This window comes from Acidibrevibacterium sp. (assembly GCF_049965395.1).
Taxonomy (GTDB): Bacteria; Pseudomonadota; Alphaproteobacteria; order Acetobacterales; family Acetobacteraceae; genus Acidibrevibacterium; species Acidibrevibacterium fodinaquatile.
In genome coordinates this window covers 46,975-66,543 of the sequence record NZ_JBMFWJ010000013.1, presented here as the reverse complement: position 1 = coordinate 66,543, position 19,569 = coordinate 46,975, and the positions used below count along the sequence as shown (strand labels likewise).

Genomic DNA, 19,569 nt, shown 5'->3' with positions numbered 1-19,569 from the left:
CTAAATCGCTCTGACTGCCGCGCGGCGACGAAAGCCGATTCGTGGCGGGCGCATGGGAAAGGATTGGGAAGCCGCCGATGACCACGACAACGCTCAGCACATACACCAACGTCGGGCAAACGATCGCGAGCGGCAACACGCTTGATATCCTTAAAGCCGGCACTGTTGAAATTGACTCGTTCGGCAGTGACGTGGCGAACGCAAGCAAAGCCACCGGTGTTTCGCTAGAGAATGCTGGCAAGATTTTGAATAACGACACCGCTGCAGGCTTCGGCGTCAATTTTTTGTACGGCGGCACGGTTGTCAATTCGGGAACGATTTTGGCGACCAAAGCCGTGTCGATTGGCTATGGCGCGTCTGTTACCAATAATTCCGGCGCAACGATTGTATCGTCAGCGCCGGGCTATGAAGGATTTGGAGTTAATCTGGGATATTCTGGCGCAGGGAAAAGTAACTATCTCGAAAACCAAGGAGACATTACGTCCAAAGGGGCCGACAGCGTCGGCGTCGTCATCGATAATGGCTACCTGCAGGCGAGCAACATAATCAACAACGCCGCCGGCGGGGTCATCCAGGGCGGGCAGAGTTCAAGCGGTGGCCATACCGGCCGTGGGGTTTATATCCAGGCCGGCGCGGCAACGATCATCAATGCCGGGACGATCTCCGGCTACCATGGGATTGCGGTCAGCGGCGCCGATACCGCCGCGATCACCGTCACCAACGCCGGCACCATCGAAAGCCCTTACAGCAGCGTTGGGGCGCTTGCCTTCGGCGGCGGCGATGCCTCGCTGATCCTCGATCCCGGGGCGAAATTCATCGGTTATGTCGGCGCCTCGGCGACGACGGCGAACAGCATCACCCTCGCCTCGGCGGCCAGCGCCGGCACCGTCAGCGGCAGCATCGGCGGGAGCAGCGCCGAATACCGCAATTTCCAGACCATCACCGAGGCGAGCGGGGCGGATTGGACGCTCACCGGCGCGGTTGCCGCCGGCGAAACGCTCGCGCTCGGCAATAGTGGGGTGATCGGGCTCGGCGATGCCAGCGGATTTGCCGCGACCATCGATCATCTCGTCGCCGGCGACACCATCGTTCTCACCAGCGATAGCTACAATGCCGCCGATCAGCTCTCGCTCGGCGCCGGCAATGTGCTGACGGTCAGCGCGTCCGGCACGCCGCTCGCCTCCCTGCAGCTCAACCCGAACGCGAGCTATAGGCAGAGCGATTTCAGCCTCACCAATGCCGGCGGCAACGAAGCGATCAGCAACACCATCCCGTGTTTCGCGCGCGGCACACGGATCAGAACCGCGCGCGGCGAGATCGCGGTCGAGGCGCTGCAGCGTGGTGACCGCGTGGCGACGCTCGAGGGCGAATGGCGGCCGATCGTCTGGATCGGGCGGCGGCGGATCGATATCCGGCGCCATCCGCGCCCAGCGGCGGTGCAGCCGATTCGCGTCCGCGCCGGCACCTTCGCCGAGAGCGTGCCATCGCGCGATCTTGTGGTCTCGCCGGGGCATTCCTTCTATTTCGACGGTGTTCTGATCCCGGCCGAGCATTTGCTGAACGGCCTCAGCATTGTGCGCGAGCCGGTCGCTGCGGTCGAGTATTTTCACGTCGAGCTTGACGAACACGCCGTCTTGTTCTCGGAGAACTGCCCGAGCGAAAGCTATCTCGACACCGGCAACCGCACCGATTTCGAAGGCGTCGGGATGGTGCTGCACCCCGATTTCTCGACGCGGCCGGCGAAAGCCTGGCACGAGACCTGCGTCCCGCTGGTCTGGGACGGGCCGCATTGGGTTGCGGCGCGGCGGCATCTCCGCGCCCGCCTCATCGCCCTTGGCGCGCGCGAAACCACCGAGCCCGATCTCCATCTTCGTTGCGGGGATCGCCGGATCGAGGCGAGCGCCATCGAACGCGAGGGCGGGCTCACGACCCATGTCTTTCCGGTGCCGGATGGGGCGGCGCCGCGGCTCGTCTCACGCATCGCGGTGCCTGGGGAAATCCTGCCCGATTGCGCCGATCATCGGCCGCTCGGCGTCGCCGTTCATCGCCTTCTCTGGCAGGGGCGCGGCCGTGCCGCGGAAATTCCGCTGGCGAGCCTCGGCGCCGGCTGGCACGCCCTCGAAGCCGCCGAAAGCGGTCATTGGCGCTGGAGCGACGGCGAGAGCGAAATCCCGCTCGCCTGGGTGCGGCCGCGCCATCTCTCCGGCGCCGGGCGGCTCCGGGCGACGATTGCGGCGAGCGGCCTCCGCTACCTCGCGGCGCCGGCGCCGTTCGATCGGGCGCTCACCGATGCCGCCTGACCCTCGCGCCGCCCCGTTCGGGGCCGGGCGCGAGGTTTCCGGGGTAAAGCGCCATTTTGGCGCCGTGCCGTTTTGGCCCCCGATCAGAACGGCAGCATCACGTCCAGCATCTGCTGGCCCCAGCGCGGCTCGTTGACCTCGGTGAGCTGGCCACGGCCGGCATAGGTGATCCGCGCCTCGGCGATGCGATCATGCGGCACGGTATTGTCGCTCGCGATATCCTCAGGCCGGATGACGCCGGTGACTTTCACCTGACGCAATTCGGCATTCACCAGCATCTCCTGACGTGCCTCGACGACGAGATTGCCGTTCGGCAAAACCTGCGTCACGACCGCGCCGAGGCGGACGGTGACGGTTTCGTTGCGCTGAATCTGGCCAATGGTGAAGAGATTGGTGCCGCTATTGATATTGACCAGGTTGGACGCCGTCGAACCCTTGAGAAACGAAGGCACCAGGGCGCCGAGGCCGAAGAACCCGGGCACCCCCATGGTTTCGCTGTCGGTGCGCTGCTCCATGGTGTTGTCGTTGGCGGTCGCGGCGTCGTTCACATTGACGACGATGGTGACGAGATCGCCGACCTTGGAGGCCCGCTCGTCCTTGAAGAAGGCGCGCGAGCCAGGGCGCCAGAGGCTGTTCTCGACCGGCGGCGGCGGCTGCGGCGCCGGTGTCGGCATGGTCAGCGGCCGCCAATCGGGGTCGAGCGTCGGGTCGGTGGTCTTCGAGACTTGTGGCGGCTTGCCGACCTCGGCGAGGTTGGCGAGCACGCCGCAGCCGGGCAGCAGCGCGACCAGGGCGCTGGTCAGCAGGAAGCGTCTCATGGCTGGCCTCCGAGCGCGAGCGACCCGAGACCATTAGTCAGCCCGCTGGCGTTTGGCGGCACTTCCGGATAGCTGCCCGGCATGACCCGCGCCGTTTGCGGCCCCGTCACCTCGGCATCGACGACGGCGTGTGACAGCGGATTGACCACCCGCACCACCGCGCCGAGCATGCCGTCCTGCAGCGCCTGACCCTGCACCACCATCGAAATTCCCGGCTGATCGAGTGTCACCCGCACCGGCAAGCCGCGCTGCACCAAGGGTGGGCGGGCAAGGTCGGCGCGCGGGATCGGCCGCCCGGCGATCGCGGCGTGGCGCAGCATCATGCCATCCGCCTCGCTGGGATCGCGCACCGTATCGCCCGGCACCTGGTCGCGGCGCATGTGTTCGATACGGAGATCGCCGGTTTGAATGCGGCTGCCGGCGGCGATCGGAAGTGCCGCCACCGGCACATCGACCATCGGCCAGGCATGGCCGGAAACATGGAGGTATTTCGTCTTCATGCCGGGCGCGGCGAAGCCGAGCATGGCGGTGAAATGGCTGTTCGCGGCGTCGAAATCGATCTGCTCGACGGTCGGACGCAAGGCGCCATCGGCGGCGACCGGCGGCGTCGCGACGCTGTCGAGCGCGATGGCGCAATCCGGACCCGCTCCGGCCTCGGCCAGGGCATCGCGCAATGCGGCGACGATCTCGGTCCGCGCGAGGGAGCGCGCCGGCCGCTCCAGCACCACCTGATCACTGTCAGACGCCGGCTGCCAGGAGACGCCGAATTGGCGGGCAATGGCGGCGAGCTGGTGCGCCGGCACGGTGACCCGCCCGCCCGGCTGGGGCGCTGGGCCAAGCACCCGCTCGCCATTCGGCCCGGCATCGTCGAAGAGGTCGGAAAGCCGCACCACCGGCCCCGAGAGCACGACGAGGTCGCGTAAACTTGCGGCCTTGGCCGCAGGCGTTGCGAGAGCGCTTGCGAGCAGCAGCAGCGCAAGGTGCGGGAGAGGGGAAAAACGCGGGCGCATGCTCGGCCTCAACGCAGATTGGTGAGGGTGGAAAGCATCTGATCGGAGGTGGTGATCACCCGGCTATTCATCTCATAAGCGCGCTGGGCGGTGATCAGATTGGTGATCTCGGTCACCACATTGACGTTCGAGACTTCGAGAAACCCCTGCTGGACGGAGGCATAACCGGGCTGGCTCGGCATACCGGGAATGGGAACGCCGGAGGCGGCGGTCTGCTCGAAGAGGTTGCTGCCCATCGCCTCCAGCCCTTCCTCATTGGGGAAAATCACGAGCTGGAGCTGGCCGACGGTTTGTGGCTGGGTCTGGTTGGGCAGCAAGACCTGCACCTGCCCGGCCGTGCTGATATTGACGCTGACGGCATTGCTCGGGATGGTAACGCCGGGGAGCACCACATAGCCGTCGGCGGTGACGAGCTGGCCGGTCGGCGAGAGGCTGAAGGTGCCGTCGCGAGTATAGGCGATCTGGCCGGTCGGAAGCTGGATCTGGAAATAGCCGGCGCCCTGGAGCGCGAGATCGAACGTGTTGTTGGTCTGCTGCAGGTTTCCCTGCTCGTTGATCCGCCCGATCGCCGAGTTCTGCACGCCGAGCCCGACCTGGATGCCGGCGGGAAGGATGGTGCCGGTTTCGGAGGTGTAGGAGCCGACGCGGCTCAGATCCTGATAGATCAGATCCTGGAACTCGGCGCGCTGGCGCTTGTAGGCGGTGGTCGTCATGTTGGCGATGTTGTTGGAAATCACCTCGACATTGAGTTCCTGGGCCTGCATGCCGGTGGCGGCGATATCGAGCGAACGCATCATGGCGAAGGGGGCTCCGTGACGTCAGGAGAGCGGGGCATCAAGGCGGTGGCGATCAGGCCGGTGTCATGATTTTCGAGATCGCGTTCATCTGCCGGTTGTCCTCCTCCTGGATGAACTGGGTCGCGAACTCGAAGTTGCGGGACTGCTCCATCATCGAGGTCAGTTCCACCACCGGCTTAACGTTGCTCTGCTCGATCATGCCTTGGATGATGACCGGGGCGGCCACCGGGCTGGTCGGGCCGGTGGCGCGCAGCCGCTGCCCGCCCTCGCCTTGCATCGCCGTCGGGTCGTTCGGTGCGACCAGGCCGATCTGGCCGATTTGGCCGTTGGCGCCGCTGATGGTGCCGTCCCGCGCGATGGTGAGGGGGGCGTCGGAGGTGCCGGCCTGAAGCGGCTGACCGCTGGTATCGAGAAGGGCGTTGCCGTTGGCATCAACGATGTTGCCGGTGGCGTCGAGGCTGAAATGCCCAGCCCGCGTCAGCCGCGGCCCGTTCGACGTCGCGACGGTGAAATAGCCGTCGCCCTTGATCGCGAGATCGAGCGGGTTGCCGGTGCGGCTCAGGGCCCCTTCATTGGTATCGCGGTAGATCGCCTTGTCCTCGGTATAGGTGATGGCCTGGCCGCCGCGCGGGGCATCGGTATGGAGCTGGCGGCTCATCCAGCCGCCGAACAGCATGCGTTCGGCGCGATAGCCGCTGGTCGCGGTGTTGGCGATGTTGTTGGCGGTGATATCGATCAGCCGCTGCTGGGCAACGACGCGCGAGAGGGCGATGGTCGAAGGATTTTGCATGACAGGCATCCGCTCCGGGTCTTCGGGTAAGGCCGCGCTGGCCTCGCGGCGGTGAAAGCAAGCCCCATGCCAGCCGCCTGATCTCCGGCGGCGGCGGCATTCGGCCGCTTCTCCGCGTGCCCCTCGGCACGGCCTGCCGCCTTCGGCACGGCCGGCGCCGCAAGCGCCCGGCAAAACTTGCCGATGGGGCGGATTTGGCAAGGCTTCGTTAATCGCTTGGCGGCAAGATGGCGCCGGAGACGTGTTCTGGCGAAAGGTGCGGACGGGCGATGAGTTCGGCGGTAGCGGCCAACGAGACGGTGGCGGAGGCCAAGGCGGGCGGCGGTGGGCGGCGCAAGCTGATCCTGCTTGCGGTGCCGCTTCTGCTCGCTGTGATCGGCGCTGGCCTGTGGTTTTCCGGCATTCTGCCGCGTCTTCTCGGCAGCCACCACGAAGCGCCGGCGGCGGCCGCGAAGGCGGCCGAAATGGTCGCGCCGGTCTATACCGACGTGCCGGAAATCATCACCAATCTCGATACTGGCGGGCGGCGCCAGAGCTATGTCAAGCTCAAGGCACGGCTCGAACTCGCGAAAGCCGGCGACCAAGTGGTCGTCGCCGCGGCGATGCCGCGTATCCTCGATATTTTTCAGACCTATCTCCGCGAGATGCATCCCGACGAGCTGCGCGGCTCATCGGGCACCTATCGCCTGCGTGAGGAGATGATCGCGCGCGCCAATCTCGTGGCCCAGCCGGCGCGCATCGTCGATATCCTGTTCGAGGAGCTTTTGGTGCAATGAGCGGTGATGCCGACCCATCCGATGACGAACTCGCCGCCGCCTGGGGTGCCGCGACCGAGAGCGGCGTGGAGGCGACGCGCGTTCTCAACCAGGCCGAAATCGACAGCCTGCTCGGCTTCGATGACGGCAGTGGCAATGGCGGCGATGCGCGTTCGGGGATCCAGCGGATCATCAGTTCGGGCCTGGTTTCGTATGAACGCCTGCCGATGCTCGAGATTGTCTTCGATCGGCTGGTGCGCATCATGTCGACCTCGCTCCGCAACTTTACCAGCGACAATGTCGAAGTCAGCATCGACAATATTCTCTCGCTCCGCTTCGGCGATTATCTGAACTCGATCCCGCTGCCGGCGATGCTCGCAGTGTTCAAGGCGGAAGAGTGGGATAATTATGGCTTGATGGTGATCGATTCGGCGATGATCTATTCCATCGTCGATGTCTTGCTCGGCGGCCGCCGCGGCACGGCGGCGATGCGCATCGAAGGCCGCCCCTACACCACCATCGAGCGCACGCTGGTCGAGCGGCTGATCCATGTCGTGCTCGCCGATCTCTCCGCGAGTTTCGATCCGATCTGCCCGGTGACGTTTCGCTATGAGCGGCTTGAGGTCAATCCGCGCTTTGCCACCATCAGCCGGCTTTCCAATGCCGCCGTGCTGGCGCGGCTTCGCATCGATATGGAGGACCGTGGCGGCCGGATGGAGCTTTTGCTCCCCTACGCGACCTTGGAGCCGGTGCGCGAATTGCTGCTCCAGCAGTTCATGGGCGAAAAATTCGGCCGCGATTCGATCTGGGAAACCCATCTCGCGGAAGAATTGTGGAACACCGAGGTCGAACTTGAGGCGTTGCTCGACGAGCAGGTGATGCAGCTTTCGGACGTGCTGGCGCTGCGTCCCGGCAGCCAGCTTTTGCTCAACGTGCTGCCTGGCGCGCCGGTGCAGCTGCGCTGTGGCGGCCGCCCGCTGTACGAGGGGCGGATCGGGCGGCGCAAGAACCGCGTTGCGGTTCGCATCGAACGCGACATTCCGCACGCGCCGGTCGCGTCACGTCAGGGCTGAAAGACGAGGCATGCGATGAACGGCATGGAATGGCTTCTGGAACTCGTTCTCATCGGGCTTTTGGCGATGACCCTGGTGCATGCGCTGCGGCTCGAGCGCGCGCTCGGCCTGCTCAAGCGCGATCGCGCGACGCTCGAGGAGATGATCGCCGGTTTCAACGCCTCGACGCGTGAGGCCGAAAGCGGCATCGCCCGGCTGCGTGAGGCCGCCGACGGCGCCGGGCGCCAAATCACCCGCCATGTCCAGCTCGCCCAGGAACTCAAGGGCGATCTCGGCTATCTCGTCGAGCGTGGCGAGAAACTCGCCGACCGGCTCGATCGCTCTCTGCGCGCCGGGCGCGCCGTCGCCGCCGAGACCAGTTCGGCGCCGACCTACGCGCCGCGCCAGCCGGCGCTGGCCGTGGCGCCAGAGCCAGAGCCGGCGGCGCGCGGGCGCAGTCAGGCCGAGCGTGATCTGATGAAAGCGCTGAGGATGGCGCGATGATTTTACACCGGGCATCTGGGGCGACGCGCGGCTTTGGCTTTCGTCTTCCGCGTCTTTTGCCGCTGACGATGGCGGTGATGTTGGTGCTGCTGGTCCTCAAAACCACCGGCCTGGTGCGGACGGCGTTCTTCTCCCCGGCCGAGGAGCGGGCGCTGGCGGCGGTCGAGGACAGCGTGGTGCCGACCGCCCATGCCGCCGCCTCCGCCGCCAATCCCGCGCCGCCCACCGGGAACGGCGCGACTTCAAATATCGCGGCGAACGCGGGAACCACTGCCGCCAAACCTGGCCCGGTCGACGATCCGGATAAGCCAGTCAATCTCGCGAAGCCCGAGGCGCCGCAAATCAGCGACACCGAACGCCATCTGCTGCTCGATCTTCGTGAACGCAAGAAATTACTCGATCAGCGCGAGGCGGCGCTCGGCGAGCGCGAGGCGGCACTGGCCGCCGCCGAGCGGCGGATCTCGGCCCGCGTCGATGAACTCAAGACACTGCAGGACCGGCTCGTCACCCTGGAAGCGGCGCGCAAGCAGCGGGAGGAATCGAGCTGGGCCGGCCTCGTGAAACTCTATGAAACTATGCGGCCGCGCGACGCTGCGGTGATTTTCAATGATCTCGACATGAATGTTCTCCTGCCGGTGGTCGACAGGATGAAGGAAGCGAAAGCGGCCGCTGTCCTCGCCGCCATGCAACCCGAAAAAGCGCGCCAGATCACGACGCAACTGGCGGCGATGCGTACCCACGAGTCCGGCGGTAGCTGATCGCGCCGGCGACGAAGATATTTGTGCGGCAAAACACCGCGGTTCGATGAAAGGACGAGGAATGGCGATCGACAAAGCGATGAACGTGCTCATCGTGGATGATTATAAAACCATGCTGCGCATCATCCGCAATCTTCTGAAGCAGATCGATTTCAACAATGTCGATGAGGCGACCGATGGCGCCGAGGCATTGTCGAAGCTGCGCTCAGGCAATTTTGGCTTGGTTATCAGCGATTGGAACATGCAGCCGATGACCGGCCTGCAACTGCTCCAGGAAGTGCGTGCCGATGCAAGGCTCAAGGCGATGCCGTTCATCATGGTGACCGCCGAAAGCAAGGCGGAGAACGTCGTCGCCGCGCGTCAGGCCGGGGTCTCGAATTACATCGTCAAACCCTTCAATGCCGAGACCTTGAAGGAAAAAATCGAGAAGGTGCTCGGTCATGCCTGAACATGCCGCGGAGATTTCTGCCCTGACGCTCCGTCTCGATGAATGTCGTCGCCGCTATCCGGCGAGCGATCCCGAGATGGTGGCTGACGTCGTCCGGGCCGTTCTGACGACGATGCGCGGCGATCTCAGCGCGCAGGAGACCTCGCTCTTGCATGAGATCGAGGAACTCGGCCACGTGATCGCCAACGCCAAGGCGGAAATCGAGGCGTTGCGGATGGACGATATCGGGTCCAGCCACATTCCGTCTGCAACCGACGAACTCGATGCCATCGTCGCCCATACCGCGATGGCGACGGAAGCGATTCTCGAAACCTGCGAAACCCTCGATGCCGTTGGCGAGCATCTCGATCCCGCCTATGCCGCGAAGCTTCAGGATGCCACCACACGCATCTACGAGGCTTGCAGTTTCCAGGATATCACCGGCCAGCGCATCACCAAGGTGGTGCAGACTCTAAAGCAAATCGAACGCAAAGTGATGCAAATCATCGACGCATTCGGCGTCGGCGCTGGCGCAGCCCCGGCTGCAAACGAGGCCGCGACGGCGGCCGCGTCGGTCGAGACGGCGCTCCTCAATGGTCCGCAATTGCCGAGCCTCGCCATGGATCAATCCGATATCGACCGGCTGCTCGCGAGTTTCGATTGATGCGCGCAGTCCTGCTCGCAACCTTTCTCTGCGCGCTCACACCGGCGGCGTGGGCGGTCGAGACCGCCAGTGCCCCGGTATCGGTGCCTGTGCGCATTGGCGAGCATGACGGTTTCGGGCGTGTCGTTTTCGATTTTCCCAAGCCGCCGGTATGGCATATGGAACGCCACGGCGACGAGGTGACGCTCTCTTTTGCCGCCGAGGATCAGGTGATTGCCCCCGGCGGTGCCGTGCCACGCAATGTGCGCGCCATTGCCGGCGGCGCCGGCCGGGCGCTGATCCGCGTCGTCCCTGGCGCCGAACTCCGGGTTACGCGGATCGGCAATCGCCTCGCGCTTGACATTCTTTCCCCGCCACCCGCGCGGGCGTCATCCGCCGCCGCCGCCGCCGCCGCCGGCCCGCCCGCCGCGGCGACGCCGGCGCCATCACATCATGCCGCCATCAAGCGGCACTTGCCCAAGGCGATGCCGGCGCTGGTGCCGGCGCCTGCGTTGCTGCCGGCAGCGGCGACGCCGGCGCCGGTCGCGCCGAACGCGGCTCCCGTCGCTGTGACCGCGACCGAAGATGTCGATGGTCTGCCCGCCGGCCCGGTTACGCACGTGAATGCCGCCGGCGAGGATGCTGACGCCGAACCGCAGCGCAGCCTTCCCGACATCGTCGCGACCCTTCCCGGTGCGGTTGGCCCGATGGCGCTGGCCGCGATGCGGGTCGACCCGCCCGCCGAATGGGGCGGGGCCGCCATTGTGTTGCCGTTCGCGCCGGGCACCGGGGCGGCGGCGTTCCGCCGCGGCAGCGAGGCGCTGGTGGTGTTCGACGAGGTCCGCCCGGTCGATCTCGCGGGTTTGCGCGGCGATCCCTTCTTTGGCCATGCGGTGGTGCAAGAGCTTCCCGCCGGCACCTTGCTGCGCTTGCCGCTGGCGCCGGAGGCGTCGCTCGCGTTGCGGCCGAGCGGACGCGGCTGGCTGGTGGTGGAGACGGTAAAGCCGCCGCCCCTGACCCCGATCGACCCCGCGACTGAACTCGCCGGCCAGGCGGCGCCGCCGCCCGCGGCCAGCGGCGGCTTGGGCAAGGCGGAGGGTCAGAAGGCGGCGCAAGCGGCCCCGGCCGCCGCGGCGCCCAACGCGTCGGGTGCAATGAATGTCACGCTGGTTGCGCATAACGCTGCCCATGTCGTGATGCTCGATGACCCGCAAACCGGCGGCAACCTCCTCGTTGGAACCCAGCGCAGCGCCGGCGAGGGGGTTGAGGTCGCGCGCCACACCCCGGAATTCGCGCTCCTTCCGAGCTGGATGGGGGTCGCGGTGGAGGCTTTTTCCGATCGCCCGGTGCTCAGGGTCACCAAAGACGGTTTTCTGCTTACCGCCGGCGGTGAGCAGCCCGGCCTCGCGGTTTCCGCGATCATGCCCGGCGCGGCGGCGTTGGCCCGGGCGATGACGCTCACCCGTCATTTCGATTTCCCCGATCTGCCAACGGCGGTGTTGCAACGCCATCTCCAGGCGGCGATTGACGATGCAGCGGCAGTTCCGGCGCGTGCGCGCGGCGCTGCGCGGCGCGACGTCGCGACGACGATGATCGCGCTCGGGCTCGGGCCGGAGGCGCAAGCCGTGCTCCGCCTCGCGACGCTCGAAGATCCCGCCGCCGCGAGCGATCCCGATATGATCGGCCTTGCCGCGATCGCAGCACTCGTCGCAGAGCGTCCGGCCGAGGCGGCCGGTATCGATGACCCGCGCCAGCCGGCCAGCGACGAACTCAACCTCTGGCGCGCCGTGCGGCACGCCATGCTGGACCCGCAGAGCGAGGCGGCGGCGGCCGGTTTCGCGGCCGAAACCCGGTTGATACTCGCCTATCCCGCCAGCTTGCGCGCGCGGCTCCTGCCGCTTGCCGGCGAGACGATGGTGCGGGGCGGTCAGGTCGCCGCCGCCGCGGCGCTGCTTGCCGACCAGAAAGGCGATCCGAGCCTGGATTTCGCCCGCGCCCTCGTCGCCGAAAAGCAAGGGGACGGCAACGCGGCGCTGGCCCTTTATGATCGGCTTGCCAATAGTCCCGACCGCTTGGTCCACGCCCGCGCGGCGCGGCGGGCGGTGGAGATGCGGCTGACGAGCGGCGCGTTGACCCCGGCGCAGGCCGCCGAGGCCGAGGACCGGCTGCTTTATGCCTGGCGTGGCGACGGGCGCGAACTGGCGGCGCGGCTGCGCTTGGCCGCACTCCGCCAGCAGGCCGGGCAATGGCGTCAAGAGCTCGCCTTGTTGCGTGAGAGCGAGTCGCTGTTTCCCGCTGAGCGGCCGGCTATCCATGCCCGCTTGCTGCAAGCCTTTGCCGATCTTCTGCAGAGCGACGGCGATACGAGTTTGTCGCCGCTCGATCTCGTCGCCTTGGTGCAGGAAAACGGCGATCTCCTGCCCGACGGGGCGGCCGGGGAGGGGCTGGTCGCGCGTTTCGCCGATCAATTGGCGGCGCTCGATTTGCCGGGACAGGCGGCGCAGGTGTTCGAGAAACTCATCAAAAACGCGACCAGCGCGAGCGCGCGTGCCAAATTCGGGGCCCGCCTCGCGGCGCTCCGGCTTGACGAGCATGATTATGCCGGCGCTCAGGCAGCGCTCGACGCCTCCAAAGGTGACGGGCTGTCGCCGGCGCTGCTCGCCGAACGGGCGCGTCTCGCCGCCCGGGTTGCGGCGGGTCGCGGCAATCTCGCGCTCGCTATGTCGCTGCTTGCCGACCAGACCGGCGTTGATGCGGCGGAAACCCGTGCGAGCCTCCTCGAGGCAGCGCATGATTGGCCGGCGGCGGAAGCAGCCCTCGCCGCCTATGTCACGGTGGCAGTGCCGGCGGATGGACCGCTGTCGGACAATAGTGGGCGCATCGTGCTACGCCTCGCCAGCGCCGCGGCGCAAGCGAATGACGAGGCGAGGCTCGCGGAACTCGCGCACACCTATGGCGATCGTTTCGCCGAGGGGCCGCTTGCGCAAATGTTCCGGGTACTAACGGGCAAGCCGGTGCAAGGGGTCGGTGATTTGCCGCAGGTGACCAAGGGGATCGCCGCCGCGCGCGCGCTTCCGGTCGCGCTCCAGGCGTTGGGCACGGGTCTGCCGACGAATTGAGCCACGTTCGCCCGAGCGCAATTTTGGCCTTGCACTGCGGGCACGCTTCGCTTATGCCCCGCCCTTCCTGGCCCAAGGGGGCAATCGCCCAACAGGCCGTCTACTGGTAGGACAGGGGTACGCGATGAACGCACTCAGCCCGCTGGGGATGGTCTCGGAGAATCCGAGCAGCAACCAGGCTTTCTCTGGCCCCGATGGGGAGCCAACCGACCCGTCGGCGAAGGATTATTTCGTCGAGCGCGACGGGCAGCGTTTCGCCGGCATGCATTTGCTGGTCGATCTCTGGGGGGCCGATAACCTCGCCGACCCGGCGCCGATCGATGCCGCCCTGCGCGAAGCCGCGCTGGCCGCGGGGGCGACCATTCTGCATAGCCATTTCCACCATTTTTCGCCCAATGGTGGGGTATCGGGCGTGGTCGTGCTGGCCGAAAGCCACATCTCCATCCATACTTGGCCGGAACGGAATTTCGCCGCTGTCGATATTTTCATGTGCGGCGCCTGTGATCCCTATCAGTCCATCGCCGTGCTTCGCGCCGCTTTCACGCCTGACCGCGTCGATCTCGACGAGCGCCGGCGCGGCCTCGTGCGCTGATGCCGAGTGAGGTCTGGGCGAACGAAACGCTGTACTCGAGTTGGGGGCAGCGTTTCGCGGTGGTTCGTGAACTCGCCCGCGTGCAAAGCGCGTTTCAGGACATCATGATCTTCGAGAGCGCGTCCCATGGGCGGGTCATGCTGCTCGATGGTGTCGTGCAGATCACTGAGGCGGACGAATTCGTCTATCAGGAAATGATCGCCCATGTGCCGTTGCTCGCGCATGGCGCGGCGCAGCGGGTGCTCATCATCGGCGCCGGCGATGGCGGGGTGTTGCGCCGGGTGCTTGCCCATCGCGGCCTCGAGCGGGCGGTGATGGTCGAGATCGATGGCGAGGTGATCCGTCTCGCCCGCGAATTCATGCCGGCGATCGCCGGCGATGCTTGGGATGACCCGCGCGCTGACATCATCGTCGGCGACGGCATCGATTACGTCAAACATGCGCCGGATGCCGCGTTCGACGTCATCATCGTCGATTCGACCGACCCGATCGGCGTCGGCGAGGTGCTGTTCACTGACGAATTCTACGCCCATTCCGCGCGGATTCTTTCGCCCCGCGGCCTGATCGTGAACCAGTGCGGCGTGCCCTTCATGCAGGCCGACGAGCTGCGCGAGACCAGCGCCCGGCGCGCCCGTTTCTTTCCTTATGTCGGCGCCTATGTCGCGGCGGTGCCGACCTATGTCGGCGGGTTCATGACCCTTGGCTTCGCCGCCAAGGTGCCGGGGCTGGACGCGGTCGCGCCCGCCGAGATCCGCGACCGCGCTGCGCGCGCCGGCATTCTCGGGACGACGCGCTATTGGACGCCGGAGATCCACACCGGGGCGTTTTCGCTCCCGCCCTATATCGCGGCGGCGTTGGCCTGAGAGCGCGCTTCACGCCGCCGGTCGCAGCCCGAGCGTTGCCGCGAGGCTCTCGCGAATGAAGCCGACCAGCGGCGCGGCAAGGGCGCTTCGCCCGGCGGCATCGCCGAAAATCGCCATCTCGGCGGTGCCGAGCGGTGGCAGGCCGGGAATTTCGCGCAAATCCGGCGGCAGCGAGGAGCGGCCGAGCACGGTTATCGCAAACCCCGCTTGCGCCGCAGCGATGACCCCGAGCAGGCTCGCCGAGGTATAGACGATCTCATGCGCGAGATTGTTTTGGCTGAGCAGGGTGAGGGCGCGGTCGCGGAACATGCAACCCGCCGGCAGCATGGCGAGCGGCAGCGGCCGGCCGCGCGGATCGGGGGGCGTGAAATCCTCGGCGCCGACCCAGGCGAGGGTCTCGGTCCAGATCGGCGTGCCCGCGGTTTCGCCCTCGCGCCGCTTGCCGATGGCGAGATCGAGCAGCCCCTTCTCGCAGGCGGCGCGCAATTCCTGGCTGCGCCCGACCTCGACCTCGAGCCGCACCTCGGGATAGGTGCGGGCGAAGCGCGAGAGGATCGGCGCGAGGTGCTGCGGCACGAAATGATCGGCGACGCCGAGGCGCAAATGCCCGCTCATCGGCGGCGTGATCAGCCGGCGCACCGCCTCGTCATTCAATGCGAGCAGGCGACGGGCATAGACCAGCAATAGCTCGCCATCGCGGGTGAGTGCGATGCTGCGGCTGGTGCGGACGAAAACGCGCTTGCCGACCACCTCCTCGAGCCGCTTGATTTTGAGGCTGATCGCCGATTGCGTGAGGCCGAGCGCGTTGCCGGCGGCGGTAAAGCTGCCCTCGCCGGCCACCGCGACGAAGGAGCGGAGCAGATCGAGATCGAGATCGGGATAACGCACGGCGGCGGCGTCAAATATCGTCGAACGATGTATCGTCGAAGCTGGTATCGTCGGGCACATCCGCGGCGTCGTTGACGTCGCCGAAAGAGGCGTCGTTCTGGGCGGCATCCCAGCCGGCGGAAGGCTCCGGCTGATTGGCGACATTATCCCAAGGATTGGCCGCTTCCGGGGTGGCGCCTGGCGCCCCCATCGGTCCCGCCGACCAGGGCGAGGCGGATGGTTCCATCATCCCGAAGCCGCCGGCCTCGGCATGGCGGGGGGATAAAAGATCCATCAGCGCATTGCCGACCACCATGCCGCCGGCGACACCGGCCGCCGTGGTTAGCGCCGAGCCGAGAAAGCCCGAGCCTTGGCGCTGAAACATCCCGGGCTGATAATTTGGTGGGTATTGCGGGGGTGGCGGCGCATAGGCCGGCTGTGGCCCCGGCGCTTGCGCCTGCCCACCGCCGAACATGCCACCGAAAAAGCCGCTTGGGCGGGATTGCGCCGCGGCCGCTTGCGCCTGCCCGCGTGCCTGCTCGAGATCGGCTTGGAGCTGGCGGATGCGGTTCTGCGCTTCGGCGAGCGCATGTTCTTGCACGAAAGCAGTCTGGGTGATGCGATATCGCGCCGCCGGATAGCGTGTGAACAACTCGGCGATCAGCGCATCCGCTTCCGGGTCGATCGGCGGCAACGCCGATGCCGTCGCCGGGACCGAGCCCGCGAAGCCGCTACTCTCAGCGCCGGCAATACGGGCGATGAAGCGGGAAATGATGTCGCGTTCTTCATTGGTCATGGCTGTCTCCCACTTCCGGGTGGCGCACTGGCTCGCATGTGGCGGCAGGTTTGCGGCAGTTCAAGCCGGGTCGGCCTCGTATTTGGCGATGCGCCAGGCCGCGGGCTCAGCGGCAGCGGCCTCGTACCACTCCGCGATCAGCGGAAAGGCGCGGATGGCGGCGGCGTAAGCGCGGCTGGCCGGGCCGAGCGGTGGCTCGTAGCTCAGAAACCGCGCGACGACCGGCGCATACATCGCGTCCGCGATCGTGAAATGTTCTCCAAACAGGAACGCGCCGCCGGCGCCGAATCGTGCCCGCGTCTCGCCCCAGATCGTCTCGATCCGCGCAATATCGGCGCGCACTTCGTCGTTTTGGCCGAACCCCGGCGCATGGCGGCCGAGATTCATCGGCATGCTTTGCCGCAGCGCCCGGAATCCGGCATGCATCTCGGCGCTGATCGCGCGCGCATGGGCGCGGGCGATGCTGTCCTCGGGCCACAGCGCGGGCGCGATCTCGGCGCAGTATTCGGCGATCGCGAGCGACTCCCAGATCGCGTGGCCGCGATGCTTGAGATAGGGGACGAGGCCGCTCGGCGAGGCCGCCCTGATCGCCGGCGTCGCCCCGGTGCCCGAGACCGGGATCACCACCTCCTCGACCGCAAGGCCGGCAAGACGGACCGCGAGCCAGCCGCGCAGCGACCAGGAGGAATAGCGTCGCGACCCGATGACAAGGCGACCCTCCGGCATCGACTGCCCCTCCCTGCTCAGGCGGTGCGATCGCCCTTAGCGCCGAGCGCCGCTTGCGCCGCGGCAAGGCGGGCCACCGGCACCCGATACGGGCTGCAGGAGACGTAATCGAGGCCGACACTCTCGCAAAACGCGATCGAGGCGGGATCGCCGCCATGCTCGCCGCAAATGCCGAGCTTGATCGCCGGTTTGACACGCCGCCCCTTCTTCGCCGCCATGCGCACCAGCGCGCCGACCCCCTCGATATCGAGCGAAACGAACGGATCCTTCGGCAAGATGCCGCTTTCGATATAATGGGGGAGGAATTTCCCGGCGTCATCGCGCGAGAGGCCGAAGGTGGTCTGCGTCAAATCATTGGTGCCGAAGCTGAAGAAATCAGCGCTCTCGGCGATGCTATCGGCGATCAGGGCTGCGCGCGGCAGCTCGATCATGGTGCCGATCGAGTAGGTGAGGGTGCGGCCGGCGGCGGCGAACACCTCACCCGCCACGCGCTCGATCTGAGCACGGGTGATCTCAAGCTCGCGCCGCGTCCCGACCAGCGGGATCATGATCTCCGGCACGGGCGCGGCGCCGGTTTCCTCGGCGACCGCGAGCGCCCCTTCGAAAATCGCGCGGGCCTGCATCTCGTAGATCTCGGGATACGAAATCCCGAGGCGGCAGCCGCGATGGCCGAGCATCGGATTGGCTTCGGCAAGTTCGGCGACCCGCCGCTCCATCGCTGCGACGTCCTGGCTGAGCGCGCTTGCGACCTCGGCGATCTCCTGCGCGCCATGCGGGAGAAATTCATGAAGCGGCGGATCGAGCAGCCGGATGGTGACCGGAAGCCCCGCCATGATGCGAAAGAGGGCGACGAAATCCTGGCGCTGGAAGGGCAACAGCCTCTCCAGCGCCGCCCGCCGCCCGGCCTCGTCATGCGCCATGATCATCTGGCGCACCGCGCCGATCCGTGCCGGGTCGAAAAACATGTGCTCGGTGCGGCAGAGCCCGATGCCCTCGGCGCCGAATTTGCGCGCGGTTTCGGCATCCAGCGGGGTTTCGGCATTAGCCCGCACCTTGAGCCGGCGATGGCTGTCCGCCCAGCCCATCAGCACTGCGAAATCGCCCGAGAGCTGCGGCTCGATCATCGGCATGGCGCCGACGAACACCTCGCCGCTGGCGCCATCGAGCGTAATGGTCTCGCCGGCGCGCACCATACGCCCGCCAGCCGAGAGCGTCTGCGCCCCGTAATCGACGGCGATGCCGCCGGCGCCGGCGACACAGGGCCGGCCCATCCCCCGCGCGACAACCGCCGCGTGACTGGTCATGCCGCCGCGCGTCGTTAGAATGCCACGCGCGGCGTGCATGCCGTGGATATCCTCGGGGCTGGTTTCGATGCGCACCAGAATGACCGCCTCGCCTTTGGCGGCGCGACTTTCGGCCTCGTCGGCACTGAAGACGGCGGCGCCGACCGCTGCCCCCGGGCTCGCCGGCAGGCCCTTGGCGAAGACTTGGCGCGCTGCTTTCGGGTCCAGCGTCGGGTGCAGGAGTTGGTCGAGGGAGGCGGGATTGACGCGGCGCACCGCTTCCTTCTCGTCGATCAGCCCCTCGCGCGCCATCTCGACCGCGATCCTGAGGCTCGCCGCCGCCGTCCGCTTGCCGCTTCGCGTTTGCAGCATGTAGAGCTTGTTTTTTTCGACGGTGAATTCGATGTCCTGCATGTCCTGGTAGTGTTTTTCCAGGGTTTCGCGGACTTTCAGCAATTCCTTGTACGCCGCCGGCAGGGCGCGTTCCATGCTGGTCTCGCCCGGTTTCGCTTGCGCTTCTGAGAGCGGCTGCGGCGTGCGGATACCGGCAACCACGTCTTCACCCTGCGCGTTGACCAGGAATTCACCGTAAAACACGTTCTCGCCGGTCGAGGGATTGCGGGTGAAGCAAACGCCGGTTGCGCAATCATTGCCCATATTGCCGAACACCATCGCCTGCACATTCACCGCCGTGCCCCATTCGGCGGGAATGTCATGCAGCCGCCGATAGGTGATGGCGCGCGGGTTCATCCAGCTCCCGAACACCGCGCCGATCGCGCCCCAGAGCTGATCCTCGGGGTCCTGCGGGAAGGGTTTTTTCGTCTCCTCCTCGATCATGTCCTTGTAGGCGGCCACCACACGATGCCAGTCCTGAGCGGTGAGGGCGGTATCCTCGGTCGCGTCCTCGTCGAGCTTCACATGCTCGATGATTTCCTCAAACCGGTGATGATCGACGCCGAGCACGACAGAGCCATACATCTGAATGAACCGCCGATAGCTGTCCCAGGCGAAGCGGGCATCACCGGAGGCATTGGTCAGCCCCTCGACGGTCGCGTCATTGAGGCCGAGATTGAGGACGGTATCCATCATCCCCGGCATCGAAACCCGCGCTCCCGAGCGCACCGAGACCAGCAGCGGCTTGTGCCGGTCCCCGAATGTCCGCCCCGTCGCCTGCTCGACGCGCGCCAGCGCCGCTCGCACCTGCCCGGCCAGCGCCTCGGGATAGCGGCGGTCATTCTTGTAAAACTCCGTGCAGACCGCGGTGGTGATGGTAAAGCCCGGCGGCACCGGCAGGCCGATCGCCGCCATCTCGGCGAGATTGGCGCCCTTGCCGCCAAGCAGATCACGCATCTCGGCGCGGCCTTCATTGTGGCCGGCGCCAAAACTATACACCCACTGGGTCATGCTGTGGCCCTCCTCAGGATGTTATTTGTTGCGTTACAAAAAAATGAAGAGAAAATCTTCTTTTT

General features: G+C 66.5%; 19 protein-coding genes. 10 read left to right on the top strand and 9 right to left on the bottom strand.

The window, feature by feature from the left end; translation table 11 throughout:
* The coding region (locus tag ACP5M5_RS06270) for a hypothetical protein (RefSeq protein WP_427936233.1) at positions 1–331 on the bottom strand (331 nt) is incomplete at its 3' end.
* Here ACP5M5_RS06270 and ACP5M5_RS06265 point away from each other — a divergent pair.
* Positions 321–2,300: a Hint domain-containing protein gene (locus ACP5M5_RS06265; RefSeq protein WP_427936232.1), complete on the top strand. Its 1,980-nt coding sequence runs from the start codon at positions 321–323 to the stop codon at positions 2,298–2,300. The two genes, ACP5M5_RS06270 and ACP5M5_RS06265, sit on opposite strands and share 11 nt — an antisense overlap.
* A gap of 83 nt (positions 2,301–2,383) precedes the next feature.
* Here the strand turns inward: ACP5M5_RS06265 and flgH are convergent, their stop codons facing one another.
* Genes flgH through ACP5M5_RS06245 form a run of 4 tightly spaced genes read right to left on the bottom strand, consistent with a single transcriptional unit; the run spans position 2,384 to position 5,715 of the window.
* The gene (flgH, locus tag ACP5M5_RS06260) at positions 2,384–3,118 is read right to left on the bottom strand and encodes a flagellar basal body L-ring protein FlgH (RefSeq protein ID WP_427936230.1); all 735 of its coding nucleotides are present in this window, start codon (positions 3,116–3,118) and stop codon (positions 2,384–2,386) included.
* Positions 3,115–4,128, bottom strand: a complete 1,014-nt coding sequence (gene flgA / locus ACP5M5_RS06255) for a flagellar basal body P-ring formation chaperone FlgA (protein ID WP_427936228.1) — start codon at positions 4,126–4,128, stop codon at positions 3,115–3,117. The genes flgH and flgA overlap by 4 nt, the downstream gene beginning before the upstream one ends.
* Before the next feature lie 8 nt (positions 4,129–4,136).
* Entirely contained in the window at positions 4,137–4,922 is a 786-nt protein-coding gene (gene flgG, locus ACP5M5_RS06250; protein ID WP_205216204.1) for a flagellar basal-body rod protein FlgG, read from the bottom strand.
* 55 nt (positions 4,923–4,977) lie between these two features.
* Positions 4,978–5,715: a flagellar hook-basal body complex protein gene (locus ACP5M5_RS06245; protein WP_427936226.1), complete on the bottom strand. Its 738-nt coding sequence runs from the start codon at positions 5,713–5,715 to the stop codon at positions 4,978–4,980.
* 269 nt (positions 5,716–5,984) lie between these two features.
* Between ACP5M5_RS06245 and ACP5M5_RS06240 the strand changes: the two genes are divergently transcribed.
* The 9 genes from ACP5M5_RS06240 (at position 5,985) to speE (ending at position 14,428) form a co-directional block, all read left to right on the top strand.
* On the top strand, positions 5,985–6,491 hold the full coding sequence (locus ACP5M5_RS06240; protein WP_427936225.1) for a flagellar basal body-associated FliL family protein: 507 nt from the start codon (positions 5,985–5,987) through the stop codon (positions 6,489–6,491).
* On the top strand, positions 6,488–7,543 hold the full coding sequence (gene fliM, locus ACP5M5_RS06235; protein WP_427936224.1) for a flagellar motor switch protein FliM: 1,056 nt from the start codon (positions 6,488–6,490) through the stop codon (positions 7,541–7,543). Before ACP5M5_RS06240 ends, fliM begins: the two co-directional genes overlap by 4 nt.
* 15 nt (positions 7,544–7,558) lie before the next feature.
* A complete protein-coding gene (locus tag ACP5M5_RS06230; protein WP_427936223.1) occupies positions 7,559–8,026 on the top strand; it encodes a DUF6468 domain-containing protein in 468 nt (155 codons plus the stop codon).
* The gene (locus ACP5M5_RS06225; protein ID WP_427936222.1) at positions 8,023–8,784 is read left to right on the top strand and encodes a MotE family protein; all 762 of its coding nucleotides are present in this window, start codon (positions 8,023–8,025) and stop codon (positions 8,782–8,784) included. The genes ACP5M5_RS06230 and ACP5M5_RS06225 overlap by 4 nt, the downstream gene beginning before the upstream one ends.
* Positions 8,785–8,845: 61 nt before the next feature.
* Complete coding sequence (locus ACP5M5_RS06220; RefSeq protein ID WP_114912573.1) at positions 8,846–9,232, top strand: chemotaxis response regulator CheY; 387 nt, start codon at positions 8,846–8,848, stop codon at positions 9,230–9,232.
* Positions 9,225–9,875: a protein phosphatase CheZ gene (locus ACP5M5_RS06215; RefSeq protein WP_427936221.1), complete on the top strand. Its 651-nt coding sequence runs from the start codon at positions 9,225–9,227 to the stop codon at positions 9,873–9,875. The genes ACP5M5_RS06220 and ACP5M5_RS06215 overlap by 8 nt, the downstream gene beginning before the upstream one ends.
* Complete coding sequence (locus ACP5M5_RS06210; protein ID WP_427936220.1) at positions 9,875–12,973, top strand: hypothetical protein; 3,099 nt, start codon at positions 9,875–9,877, stop codon at positions 12,971–12,973. Before ACP5M5_RS06215 ends, ACP5M5_RS06210 begins: the two co-directional genes overlap by 1 nt.
* A 124-nt stretch (positions 12,974–13,097) precedes the next feature.
* Positions 13,098–13,565, top strand: a complete 468-nt coding sequence (gene speD, locus ACP5M5_RS06205; RefSeq protein ID WP_114912570.1) for an adenosylmethionine decarboxylase — start codon at positions 13,098–13,100, stop codon at positions 13,563–13,565.
* Positions 13,565–14,428 (top strand): polyamine aminopropyltransferase, encoded by an 864-nt coding sequence (gene speE / locus ACP5M5_RS06200; RefSeq protein WP_427936219.1) that lies wholly within the window; start codon positions 13,565–13,567, stop codon positions 14,426–14,428. Before speD ends, speE begins: the two co-directional genes overlap by 1 nt.
* 9 nt (positions 14,429–14,437) lie before the next feature.
* Here the strand turns inward: speE and ACP5M5_RS06195 are convergent, their stop codons facing one another.
* Genes ACP5M5_RS06195 through ppdK form a run of 4 tightly spaced genes read right to left on the bottom strand, consistent with a single transcriptional unit; the run spans position 14,438 to position 19,504 of the window.
* Complete coding sequence (locus ACP5M5_RS06195) at positions 14,438–15,316, bottom strand: LysR substrate-binding domain-containing protein (protein ID WP_427936218.1); 879 nt, start codon at positions 15,314–15,316, stop codon at positions 14,438–14,440.
* A gap of 10 nt (positions 15,317–15,326) precedes the next feature.
* Complete coding sequence (locus tag ACP5M5_RS06190; RefSeq protein WP_427936217.1) at positions 15,327–16,091, bottom strand: DUF2076 domain-containing protein; 765 nt, start codon at positions 16,089–16,091, stop codon at positions 15,327–15,329.
* Between the two features lie 60 nt (positions 16,092–16,151).
* On the bottom strand, positions 16,152–16,817 hold the full coding sequence (locus tag ACP5M5_RS06185) for a glutathione S-transferase family protein (RefSeq protein WP_427936216.1): 666 nt from the start codon (positions 16,815–16,817) through the stop codon (positions 16,152–16,154).
* A 17-nt stretch (positions 16,818–16,834) separates the two neighbouring features.
* A complete protein-coding gene (gene ppdK / locus ACP5M5_RS06180) occupies positions 16,835–19,504 on the bottom strand; it encodes a pyruvate, phosphate dikinase (RefSeq protein WP_427936215.1) in 2,670 nt (889 codons plus the stop codon).
* Positions 19,505–19,569 lie beyond the last annotated feature (65 nt).